Annotated in this window: 7 protein-coding genes, 3 tRNA genes and 1 pseudogene; 5 read left to right on the top strand and 6 right to left on the bottom strand. The window is 69.8% G+C overall.

Annotated elements, in window-relative coordinates:
* Positions 1-88: 88 nt before the first annotated feature.
* Positions 89-241, top strand: a pseudogene (locus tag ACFVJQ_RS42205) (helix-turn-helix domain-containing protein); the annotation flags it as partial.
* Between the two features lie 40 nt (positions 242-281).
* Here the strand turns inward: ACFVJQ_RS42205 and ACFVJQ_RS42200 are convergent.
* From ACFVJQ_RS42200 to ACFVJQ_RS42180, 5 genes are all read right to left on the bottom strand, one after another.
* Positions 282-1,814 carry a flotillin family protein gene (locus ACFVJQ_RS42200; protein WP_385513064.1) on the bottom strand — a complete coding sequence of 511 codons (1,533 nt, stop codon included), beginning with the start codon at positions 1,812-1,814 and terminating at the stop codon, positions 282-284.
* 100 nt (positions 1,815-1,914) lie between these two features.
* Positions 1,915-2,430: a hypothetical protein gene (locus tag ACFVJQ_RS42195; RefSeq protein ID WP_385513063.1), complete on the bottom strand. Its 516-nt coding sequence runs from the start codon at positions 2,428-2,430 to the stop codon at positions 1,915-1,917.
* Between the two features lie 900 nt (positions 2,431-3,330).
* Positions 3,331-3,407, bottom strand: a tRNA-Ile gene (locus ACFVJQ_RS42190).
* A 168-nt stretch (positions 3,408-3,575) separates the two neighbouring features.
* A tRNA-Asn gene (locus ACFVJQ_RS42185) sits at positions 3,576-3,648 on the bottom strand.
* A gap of 5 nt (positions 3,649-3,653) precedes the next feature.
* Positions 3,654-3,726 (bottom strand) — tRNA-Asn (locus tag ACFVJQ_RS42180).
* 158 nt (positions 3,727-3,884) lie between these two features.
* Between ACFVJQ_RS42180 and ACFVJQ_RS42175 the strand changes: the two genes are divergently transcribed.
* The 4 genes from ACFVJQ_RS42175 (at position 3,885) to ACFVJQ_RS42160 (ending at position 9,579) form a co-directional block, all read left to right on the top strand.
* Positions 3,885-4,187 (top strand): YtxH domain-containing protein, encoded by a 303-nt coding sequence (locus ACFVJQ_RS42175; protein WP_385513061.1) that lies wholly within the window; start codon positions 3,885-3,887, stop codon positions 4,185-4,187.
* 170 nt (positions 4,188-4,357) lie between these two features.
* Entirely contained in the window at positions 4,358-5,812 is a 1,455-nt protein-coding gene (locus ACFVJQ_RS42170; protein WP_385513060.1) for an FGGY family carbohydrate kinase, read from the top strand.
* Between the two features lie 105 nt (positions 5,813-5,917).
* Positions 5,918-7,651, top strand: a complete 1,734-nt coding sequence (locus ACFVJQ_RS42165) for an ABC transporter ATP-binding protein (protein WP_385513059.1) — start codon at positions 5,918-5,920, stop codon at positions 7,649-7,651.
* Positions 7,651-9,579, top strand: coding sequence for an ABC transporter ATP-binding protein (locus ACFVJQ_RS42160; protein ID WP_385791011.1), 1,929 nt, complete (start codon positions 7,651-7,653; stop codon positions 9,577-9,579). Before ACFVJQ_RS42165 ends, ACFVJQ_RS42160 begins: the two co-directional genes overlap by 1 nt.
* A gap of 197 nt (positions 9,580-9,776) precedes the next feature.
* Here the strand turns inward: ACFVJQ_RS42160 and ACFVJQ_RS42155 are convergent, their stop codons facing one another.
* Positions 9,777-11,099: an RNA polymerase sigma factor gene (locus tag ACFVJQ_RS42155; protein WP_385517360.1), complete on the bottom strand. Its 1,323-nt coding sequence runs from the start codon at positions 11,097-11,099 to the stop codon at positions 9,777-9,779.
* Positions 11,100-11,145 lie beyond the last annotated feature (46 nt).

The raw sequence follows: 11,145 nt of genomic DNA, 5'->3' as shown, positions 1-11,145 counted from the left end.
GTCGGCAGCCGCCTGAGAGCCACACCCAGCTCCCCTGGGCGCCCTCACCCTACGAATGGGAGGACCAGCCCGCTCAAGAACGTAGAGCCGCCTGAATCTGAGTGTCCGCGCGCTGACCTACCGTCTCGAACGCATCCGCAAACTGACCGGCGCCAACCCGGCCGACCCGGCGCACCGGTACATGCTCCAGACCGCGGTCATCGGCGCCCGTCTGCTGGGCTGGCCCGAGCAGGCGCTCTGACGGTGATGGGCCGTCCGGGCTGCCGATACGCCAGGCCTCTTCAGCCGGCGATCTCGATCTTTCCGTTGGCCTCGGCAGGCGCCGTCGTGGCGGGCTGCGTGACATCGCCCCTCTCAGCGATGCCCTTCAGCAGCTGGGCGAGGTCGACTCCCGTGGTGGAGCTGAGGAGTTCGACGCCCTGTGCCACGTTGTCGGCGACGGTGCGCGGCAGTCGGCCTGCGCCGTCGGTGGAGATGACCGTCATCTTGTCGATCGCGCTCAGCGGCTCCGACGCCTTGGCCACGACCTGCGGCAGCACTTCGACGAGCATCTGCAGCACGGCCGCGTCGCCGTACTGCGCGAACGCATCGGCCTTCTTCTGCATGGCCTCGGCCTCGGCCGCACCCTTGGCGCCGATCGACGCCGCCTCGGCTTCACCCTCCAGCCGGACCGCCTCCGCGATCGCCGCACGCCGGGACCGCTCCGCCTCACCCTGCTTCAGGCCCTCGATGGCCTCCGCCTGGGCCAGCGCACTGCGGCGCTGCTTCTCGCCCTCACCGACGAGCCGGGCCCGCTCGGCCTCCGCCTGCGCCGCCGCGATCCCGGCCAGCCGCTCCGCCTCGGCCTGCTTGACCCGCGCCACTCGCCTGGCCTCGGCCTCCTGCTCGGCGGCGTACCGCTGTGCGTCGGCGGGCTTGCGGACCTGGGTGTCGAGCTGGCGGTCGGTCAGTGCGGCCTGCCGCTCGGCGACTTTCTCCTGCTGGGTGAGGATCTCCTGCTGCCGTGCGGCCTCAGCCAGCGGCCCCGCGGCTGCCGCACGAGCGGCAGCCTCGTCGGTCTCGGCCTTGATCTCCGCCTGCTTCAGGGCGAAGGTCCGCTGAGCCACCGCGATCTCCTCCTCGGCCTTCAGCCGCGCCTGCTCGGCCGCCCGCCGGGCCACGGCCTCGGCGATGTCCGCCTCCTGCTTGGCACGGGCCGCCTCGGGCCGGCCGAGGTCCTCCAGGTAGGAGCCCTCGGTGGTGATGTCCTGGATCTGGAAGGCGTCCAGCACCAGGCCCTGCCCGGACAGGCTGGCCTCCGCCTCCTCGGCCACCTGGCCCGCGAACGCCGCGCGGTCGCGGATGATGTCCTCCACCGACATCCGGCCCACGATCGCGCGCAGCGCGCCGGAGAGCACCTCCTGGGTGAAGCCGACAATGCCGTCCTGCTGCATGAGAAACCGCTGCGCGGCGGCGCGGATCGAGTCCTCGGTGCCGCCGACCTTGACGATGGCGACACCTTCGAGATTGGCCTTCACCCCGCGCAGCGTGACCGCGCCGCGCACGGCGACCGGGATGTGCCGCGAGGACAGGTCGAGGGTGAACTTCTGCTGGACGAACGGCACTACGAAGACGCCACCGCCGACCACGACCTTCTGCCCGCTGTTGTCGGTGAACACCCGCCCGGTCTCCGGGTCGGTGGCCTTCTTGCCGCGTCGCCCGGTCACGATGAACGCCTCGCTGGGGCCCGCGACCTTGTAGCGGCTGATGACGACCAATGCCAAGAGGACGAGGAGCACGACGACTCCCGCCACGGCAATGACGACTGAATTCATGAGTATTCCCCTCAGCCCTCCCTGGGGACGGCCGATCGAAAGGGTCAGGTGAATGAACGGCACCGTCACGTCGGTGCAGAAGCGGAGACAGCCAGCTGGGTCAGCGTTCGACCGGACGCACGGACACCGACGTGGGTGACAGCGCCTGCTCGACCCACACTTCGGCACCGCGTGCCACGGGGACGGCACTCCTCGCTGCCAGTTTCACGGGCTGCCCGGCCAGGTGGACCAGCACTTCGCCGTAGCCGTCGGCCGGGATGGCGGTCACCACGGCCCCCGAGGCACCGATCAGGTCATCGTCGCGAGGGGCAGCTCCGGAGCGATCGCTCATCAGCGCGCGGCTGAGGCGGTACGTGAGCCAGCCCGTGGCGACGCCGGTCGGTACCCCGATGGCGGTGGCCCCGGCCGCACCCAGCCCGGTGGTGCCCATGACGATCGCCCCGGAGAAGCCGAGCATGGATACAAAGCCGGCGATCACCGGAAGCGACAGCAGCCCATCCCCGAGACCGTCCAGCGCATCGACGCCGTCGAAGAGCCCCTCGAGCACACCATCGAAGATGAGCGACAGGGCAAGGAGGACGACCCCCGCAATGCCGAGCCCCAGAAACCAGGCCATCCGCGCACACCGCCTCTCCTTGCCCTCCCCCGTTGTCGCAGGCATCGTCACACGCGGACACCGGGCAGGACATTGCCTGCATTCGGCAATCTTTACGCGCTTTTAATGCCGTGCTCTCCACAGTCGGGGTTGGCAGCCCAGGGGCCTGTCGACGGTCTGTGACGCGGCGTCAGAAACTCGTGATGATCCAGGCAGCACGGCAATGCCTACGGCGAGATCCCGGTCCTCGGGGCAGCTCGCGGTGACCACGCTCCACGTGGGGAACCTGGACGCCGAGGACCCGCAGAGCAAGTTCGACGCCCTGGCCGGCCAGATCGTCTCCGACCTGGCCGCGCCCGGCATCGTCTCCCTGCCGTAGATCCAGGAGAACAACGGACCGGAGGGCGGCACCCCGGCCGCCGACCAGCCCCGGGCCAATCTGATCAACGCGATCACCGCCGCCGGCGGACCCACCTACGGGCGGACCCACCTACGCCTACCGCCGGATCGACCCCGTCAACGGCGCCGACGGCGGCGAACCGAACGGCAGTATCCGCGTCGGCTTCCTCTTCCGCACCGACGCGGTGACCTTCCCCCGGCACCTACGGCGACGCCTCGCGCAGCTCTGCGGCCGCGGTGCCGACCGGCTCAAGAAGATCGAGAGCGGTCCGACGCAGACCTGCCCGGCATACCGGCGCCACTGACCACCGCCCGCCCCGCCACCGCACCGATGCAGGGCGGGCGTAACCCGCGGCCCCAGCCAGGACCCCGGGCCCGGCTGGGGCCGTTTCATGTCTTGATCGTCTGCCATTCGGGCCGACAGCGGGCCGGCTGACGATCTCCAGCGTGTCGCTCCACCCGTCCGGGAGCGAAGGGGCGCAGAGTCGACGCAGGTGAAAACGTTCCTGCATCGACGCGCTCTGGTGGGGCGGGTGGGACTCGAACCCACGGCCGACGGATTATGAGTCCGCTGCTCTAACCGGCTGAGCTACCGCCCCATAGCGGCGTGTCGCGTACACGTGTGCGCGCCGTCTGCCGCAGCATAGCCGCTCATACGATCTCCTGCTCCGGATGGTCGGCTTCGCATGACCTTGAGGACTCCGCCCTGACCGTGGCGGTTCCACCGGACATGAAAAAGGACCCCTACGGGGTCCTCGTTCAGGCTGCTCCCCCGACTGGACTCGAACCAGTAACCTGCCGGTTAACAGCCGGCTGCTCTGCCAATTGAGCTACGGAGGACCGAGCTCCCCCGACTGGACTCGAACCAGTAACCTGCCGGTTAACAGCCGGCTGCTCTGCCAATTGAGCTACGGAGGAATGCCTCGTTGCATCGAACGTACCTACCTGGGTATTCGCCAGGGGGCGCGTGCTCGCTGCGACACATACATTAGCGCAAGCAGGGGGGTGCTCCGCCAATCGGTTCCCCCCGGTGTCGGCGCCGTACCAGGGACCTACGCAAGGAAAGGGTGGCCGCCATGCGTTACCGGCTCACGTTCGTCGTCGGACTCGCTGTGGGGTACGTGCTGGGCACACGCGCGGGGCGTGAGCGCTACGAGCAGCTGAAGAAGTCCGCGCGTCAGGTCGCGCAGAACCCCGCCGTCCGCAACACCGCGGAGACGGCAGCACAACAGGGCCGCCACTTCGCGGGCAAGGCGTACCACACGGTCAGCGAGAAGGTAGGCGACCACATGCCCGACTCCGTCGCCCAGCGCGTGCGCAGCCTCCGCCACCACACCAACGGCACCGGCGGGGACGACTGGGGCACCAGCAACACGTAGAGCTCTTGGCGGACGCGCGCAGCATCCCCCTGGGGGCGCGGGGCTGTATCGGTATGCGGCTCTGCCGCGTGGGCGCGACCAGCCACAACGCACCCGCACCCGCAAAACCACACACACCCCAACGACGCCCATGGCCCAAGCAAGCGCAGCGCTACGGCAGAATTTGAGCCATGGGGATAGTCGCCGGGCTGGACAGTTCGCCCGATTTCACTCGTATCGTCGTCTGCGATGCGGACACGGGAGCCGTGCTGCGGCAGGGCTATGCGCCGCATCCGGTGGAGGGCCCTGAAGGCAGTGGGCGGCCCAGCGATGTGGATCCGCAGGCCTGGCTGCTGTCCCTGGGCGAGGCGGCCGGTGGTGGGCTGCTCGAAGGGGTGCAGGCCATCGGCGTCTCCGCGCAGCAGAACGCGGTCGTGCCGCTGGACGCGCAGGGCGGCACCGTACGGCCGGCGATGGTCGGCGGGGACAAGCGGGCGCAGGTCGCGGCGGCCGATCTGATCGACGCGCTCGGCGGACGCGAGGCGTGGGCGCAGGCGGTGGGGTGTGTTCCGCAGGCCGCGCAGCCCGTCACCAAGCTGCGGTGGCTCGCCAAGAACGAGCCCGAGGCGGCGCTGCGCACTGCCGTGCTCATGCAGGCGCACGACTGGCTGGTGTGGCAGTTGCTGGGGCGGCCGGTGCGCCGGACCACCGACCGTGGTGGGGCTTCCGGGACGGGGTACTGGTCCGCGGCCACCGGCGCCTACCGGCCCGACCTGGTCGAGCTGGCGCTCGGTCACCAGGTCATGCTGCCCGAGGTGATCGGGCCGTCCGATGCGGCCGGTACGACGCCGGAGGGGCTGTTGATCTCCGCCGGGACCGGCGAGACCATGGCCGCCGCCTTCGGGCTGGGGCTGGGGCTGGGCGACGCGGTGGTATCGCTGGGCGCGTCCGGGTCCGTGATGGCGGTGCATCCCGAGGCCCTGTACGACCAGACGGGGATGATCACCTCCCTGGCCGACGCCACCGGCATGCACCTGCCGGTCGTGACCACCCTGAACGCCGTACGGACCCTGCGCGGCACCGCCGAACTGCTCGGTCTTACCGACCTGGAGAGCCTGTCCGACCTGGCGATGAAGTCGACGCCGGGCGCCCACGGGCTCGTACTCCTGCCGTATCTGGAGGGTGAGCGCACGCCGGCGCTGCCGCACACCGCGGGGACGCTGGCCGGGCTGCGGCGGGAGTCGATGAAGGCGGAGCACCTGGCGCGGGCGGCGTTCGAGGGCATGCTGTGCGGGCTCGCGGACGCACTGGACGTGCTGCGCGGCCGGGGTGTGGAGGTGCGGCGGATCTTTCTGCTCGGGCCGGCCGCGGAGCTGCCCGCCGTGCAGGCCGCGGCGCCCTCGCTGTTCGGGGCGCAGGTCGTCGTGCCGCAGCCCGCGGACTATGCGGCGATCGGTGCCGCGCGGCAGGCGGCCTGGGCGCTGGGTGTGTCGCAGGGCACCCTCGACCCGCCCACCCCGCCGGCCTGGCAGGGCGCGGTGGCGCAGGTGCTCGACCCCGGCGAGGAACTGGCCGTGGGGCAGGCGGTGCGGCAGCAGTTCGTGTCGGTGCGCGAGCAGACACATCCGGGCGCGTTCCGCCCGTAGCACACACCTGTCGGGTTAATCAGTTGAGGTAACGCGGGTGGAGTGTTCGACGATAGGGGCCAGGGGCAACCATCCGGCCCCGACCGCCGACTCCGAGAGACCAGCGTGCTCATACGACTTCTGCGGACCTATCTCAGGCCCTACAAGAAACCCATCACCCTCCTGGTGGTGCTGCAGTTCCTGCAGACCTGCGCCACCCTCTACCTGCCCACCCTGAACGCGGACATCATCGACAACGGTGTCGTGAACGGCGACACCGGTTACATCCTGTCCTTCGGCGCCCTGATGATCGGTATCTCGCTGGCGCAGGTCGTGTGCAACATCGGGGCCGTGTACTACGGCGCCCGCACCGCCTCGGCGCTCGGCCGGGACGTGCGGGCCGGCATCTTCGACCAGGTGCAGTCGTTCTCCGCACGTGAGGTGGGCCACTTCGGCGCTCCCTCGCTGATCACCCGGACCACGAACGACGTCCAGCAGGTCCAGATGCTGGTGCTGATGACGTTCACGCTGATGGTGTCGGCGCCGATCATGTGTGTGGGCGGCATTGTCCTGGCGCTCGGCCTGGACGTGCCGCTGTCCGGGGTGCTGGTGGCCGTCGTGCCGGTGCTGGGCATCTGCGTGATGCTGATCGTGCGGCGGCTGCGGCCGCTGTTCCGGTCCATGCAGGAGCGGCTGGACACGGTGAACCGGGTGCTGCGCGAGCAGATCACCGGCAACCGGGTGATCCGGGCCTTCGTGCGGGACGAGTACGAGGAGCAGCGCTTCCGGAAGGCGAACGCCGAGCTGACGGAGGTGTCGCTGGGCGCCGGCAACCTGCTGGCGCTGATGTTCCCGATCGTCATGACGGTGGTCAACGTGTCGTCGATCGCGGTGGTGTGGTTCGGGGCCCATCGGATCGACAGCGGCGGGATGCAGATCGGTGACCTGACGGCGTATCTCGCGTACCTCCTGCAGATCGTGATGTCCGTGATGATGGCCACGTTCATGTTCATGATGGTGCCGCGCGCGGAGGTGTGCGCGGAGCGCATCCAGGACGTGCTCGACACGTCGTCGAGCGTGGTCCCGCCGAGCAGCCCGGTCCGGGAGCTGCGCCGCCACGGCCATCTGGAGATCCGCGGGGCGGGGTTCCGCTACCCGGGTGCCGAGGAGCCGGTGCTGAAGGCCGTCGACCTGGTCGCGCGGCCGGGTGAGACGACCGCCGTGATCGGCTCGACCGGCAGCGGCAAGTCGACGCTGCTGGGGCTGGTGCCGCGGCTGTTCGACGCGACGGACGGCGAGGTGCTCGTCGACGGGGTGGACGTACGGACCGTCGACCCGCAGCTGCTGGCCAGGACGGTCGGGCTGGTGCCGCAGAAGCCGTATCTCTTCGCGGGGACCGTGGCGACGAACCTGCGCTACGGCAATCCGGACGCGACGGACGAGGAGCTGTGGCACGCGCTGGAAGTCGCGCAGGCGAAACCCTTCGTGGAGCGGCTGGAGGGCGGCCTTGACGCGCCCATCGCGCAGGGCGGCACCAATGTCTCCGGCGGTCAGCGGCAGCGGCTGGCGATCGCGCGGACCCTGGTGCAGCGCCCGGAGATCTACCTCTTCGACGACTCCTTCTCCGCCCTCGACTACGCCACCGACGCGGCGCTGCGCGCGGCGCTCGGCCGGGAGACCGCGGAGGCGACCGTGGTGATCGTCGCCCAGCGGGTGGCGACCATCCGGGACGCCGACCGAATCGTCGTGCTCGACGAGGGCCGGGTGGTCGGCACCGGACGGCACCACGAGCTGATGGCGGACAACGAGACCTACCGGGAGATCGTGCTCTCCCAGCTGACGGAAGCGGAGGCTGCCTGATGGCCGGGCCCATGGGGCGGATGATGGCCGGGACCGGCCCCGAGAACCGCACGATCGACTTCAAGGTGTCGGGCCGGCGGCTCGTCGGCCGGTTCCGGCCCGAACGGCTGACGATCTACGCGCTGCTGGTGTGCGTGGTCGTCAGCGTGGGTCTGTCGGTGGTCGGACCGAAGATCCTCGGCGAGGCCACCGACCTGGTCTTCGCGGGCATCATCGGCCGGGAGATGCCGGCCGGGGAGACCAAGGAGCAGGTGCTGGCCGCGATGCGGGAGCGCGGCGACGGTGACATCGCCGACATGCTCCGCAGTACGGACTTCACCCCGGGCGAGGGCATCGACTTCGCCGCGGTCGGGAACGTCCTGCTGCTCGCGCTCACCGTGTTCATGGTCGCCGGTCTGCTGATGGCGGTGGCGACCCGGCTGGTGAACCGGGCGGTCAACCGGACGATGTACCGGATGCGCGAGGACGTGCAGACGAAGCTGTCGCGGCTGCCGCTGTCGTACTTCGACAAGCGTCAGCGCGGCGAGGTCCTCTCCCGGGCCACCAACGACATCGACAACATCGGCCAGACGCTCCAGCAGTCGATGGGCCAGCTCATCAACTCGCTGCTGACCATCATCGGTGTGCTGGCGATGATGGTCTGGGTGTCGTGGATCCTGGCGCTGGTCGCGCTGGTGACCGTGCCGCTGTCCCTGTACGTCGCGACGTTCGTCGGCAAGCGGTCGCAGCCGCACTTCGTGCAGCAGTGGCGCACCACCGGCAAGCTCAACGCGCACATCGAGGAGATGTACACCGGGCACACCCTGGTGAAGGTGTTCGGGCGGCAGGAGGAGTCGGCGCAGCAGTTCGCCGAGCAGAACGAGGCGCTGTACGAGGCCGGGTTCAAGGCGCAGTTCAACAGCGGGATCATGCAGCCGCTGATGATGTTCGTGTCGAACCTGAACTACGTGCTGGTCGCGGTGGTCGGTGGGCTGAGGGTCGCCTCGGGTTCCCTGTCCATCGGTGACGTGCAGGCCTTCATCCAGTACTCGCGGCAGTTCTCGATGCCGCTGACCCAGCTCGCGTCGATGGCGAACCTGGTGCAGTCCGGGGTCGCCTCCGCCGAGCGCATCTTCGAACTCCTCGACGCCGAGGAGCAGTCGGAGGATCCGGTGCCGGGGGTACGGCCGGAGCAGCTGCGCGGGCGGGTGGCGCTGGAGGGCGTGTCCTTCCGGTACGACCCGGAGAAGCCGCTCATCGAGGACCTGTCGCTGACGGTGGAACCCGGGCACACCGTCGCCATCGTCGGGCCGACGGGAGCGGGCAAGACGACGCTGGTCAATCTGCTCATGCGGTTCTACGAGGTGTCCGGCGGGCGGATCACCCTCGACGGGATCGACATCGCGAAGATGTCCCGGGACGAACTGCGGTCCGGTATCGGCATGGTGCTCCAGGACACCTGGCTGTTCGGCGGCACCATCGCCGAGAACATCGCGTACGGCTCCGCGCGGAAGGTCACCCGTGGGGAGATCGAGGAGGCAGCGCGGGCGGCCCATGCGGACCGGTTCATCCGTACGCTGCCGGACGGGTACGACACCGTGATCGACGATGAGGGGACGGGGGTCAGTGCGGGTGAGAAGCAGCTGATCACCATTGCGCGGGCGTTTCTGTCCGATCCGATGATTCTGGTGTTGGACGAGGCGACGTCGTCGGTCGACACCCGGACCGAGGTGCTGATCCAGAAAGCGATGGCGAAGCTGGCGCACGGGCGGACGTCGTTCGTGATCGCGCACCGTCTGTCGACGATCCGGGATGCGGACACGATTCTCGTCATGGAGAACGGGTCGATCGTGGAACAGGGTGCGCACGGCGAGCTGTTGGCGGTCGACGGGGCGTATGCGCGGTTGTACAAGGCGCAGTTCGCGGAGGCGGTGGCTGAGGTGGACTAGCGTTTTCGCCCCCGCCGCCCCTACCCGTCCCGTATCTGGGGGCTCCGCCCCCAGACCCCCGTGTCGCGCTTCGCGCTCGTCCTCAAACGCCGGACGGGCTGAATCCAGCCCCTCCGGCGTTTGAGGAGCGGGGGTTTGGGGGCGGAGCCCCCAAGGTCGGGAATGGGTAGGGGCGGCGGGGGCGAAAAACGCCTGCCTCAGTCCAAGTAGCCCCTGAGCTGGTCCGCGAAGGCGTGGTCCCTCAGCTTGTTGAGGGTCTTGGACTCGATCTGGCGGATGCGCTCGCGGGTGACGCCGAAGATGCGGCCGATCTCCTCCAGCGTGCGCGGGCGCCCGTCCGCGAGCCCGTACCGGAGTTGGACGACCTTGCGCTCGCGCTCGCCCAGTGTCGACAGGACCGCCTCCAGGTGCTCCCTGAGGAGGAGGAACGCCGCCGACTCGACCGGGCTGGCCGCGTCGCCGTCCTCGATGAGGTCGCCGAGGGCCACGTCCTCCTCCTCGCCCACCGGGGCGTGCAGGGAGACCGGTTCCTGGGCGAGCCGCAGGACCTCGCCGACCCGCTCGGGCGGGAGGTCGAGGTGGGCGGCGACCTCTTCCGGGGTCGGCTCGTAACCGCGTTCCTGCAGCATGCGGCGCTGGACGCGTACGACGCGGTTGATGAGCTCGACGACGTGCACCGGAACGCGGATGGTGCGGGCTTGGTCGGCGAGGGCGCGGGACATGGCCTGGCGGATCCACCAGGTGGCGTACGTGGAGAACTTGTAGCCGCGGGCGTAGTCGAACTTCTCTACCGCACGGATGAGGCCCAGGTTTCCCTCCTGGACGAGGTCGAGCATGGTCAGGCCGCGGCCGACGTACCGCTTGGCGACCGAGACGACGAGCCGCAGGTTGGCCTCTATCAGGCGGCGCTTGGCCATGCGGCCCATGACGACCAGGCGGTCGAGGTCCAGGGCCAGCTGGGAGTCCAGGTCGGGGGCGCTGCCCAGCTTCTCCTCGGCGAACAGTCCGGCCTCGACGCGGCGAGCGAGTTCGACCTCCTCGGCCGCGGTGAGCAGCGGGATGCGGCCGATCTCGCGCAGGTACTGGCGGAACAGGTCCGAGGCGGGGCCGCCGGTGTCGAAGCGAGCGGGGGCGGGCGGCTCGACGGGCTCGGGCTCGGACTCGGGGACTTCGACTGCTTCGGCGGGGGGATCTGCGGGGGTGACCGTGGGCTCCGCCTCCGCCTCCGTCCTCTTGTCCGTTTCCGGGTGGTGTGCGACACGGCTCTGCGGCGGTACGGCCACGAGCATGTCGGCCTCCGCGTCCGGCTCCGCACCGGCCGTGGTGACGTCGGTCTGGATGAGGGTCTGGGTCTGCACGGGGGCGACCTCCAGGGTGATCGCTGCTGAGGCGTGCGGCAGCGCTGCTCGGGGGGCGGAGTCGGCGGCCTCGCCGCTGTCCGTCCCGTACGCGATGAGGGGAACCGCGGGGGTGAGGGACCCGTGGGAAACGGATCGGCCGCGCTCCGGGGACTCAGGCACCGGAACCCAGTGTGGGGTAAGACACATCTCCGCCACGAGGGGCGTG

The organism is Streptomyces sp. NPDC127197, assembly GCF_042672405.1.
Taxonomy (GTDB): Bacteria; Actinomycetota; Actinomycetes; order Streptomycetales; family Streptomycetaceae; genus Streptomyces; species Streptomyces flavusporus.
This window is presented reverse-complemented; position numbering and strand designations above follow the sequence as displayed.

Bases quoted from the DNA above. Each gene is read 5' to 3' on its own strand.
- ACFVJQ_RS42200 (WP_385513064.1), bottom strand. From the start codon at position 1,814: ATGAATTCAGTCGTCATTGCCGTGGCGGGAGTCGTCGTGCTCCTCGTC.
- ACFVJQ_RS42195 (WP_385513063.1), bottom strand. From the start codon at position 2,430: ATGGCCTGGTTTCTGGGGCTCGGCATTGCGGGGGTCGTCCTCCTTGCC.
- ACFVJQ_RS42175 (WP_385513061.1), top strand. From the start codon at position 3,885: ATGCGTTACCGGCTCACGTTCGTCGTCGGACTCGCTGTGGGGTACGTG.
- ACFVJQ_RS42170 (WP_385513060.1), top strand. From the start codon at position 4,358: ATGGGGATAGTCGCCGGGCTGGACAGTTCGCCCGATTTCACTCGTATC.
- ACFVJQ_RS42160 (WP_385791011.1), top strand. From the start codon at position 7,651: ATGGCCGGGCCCATGGGGCGGATGATGGCCGGGACCGGCCCCGAGAAC.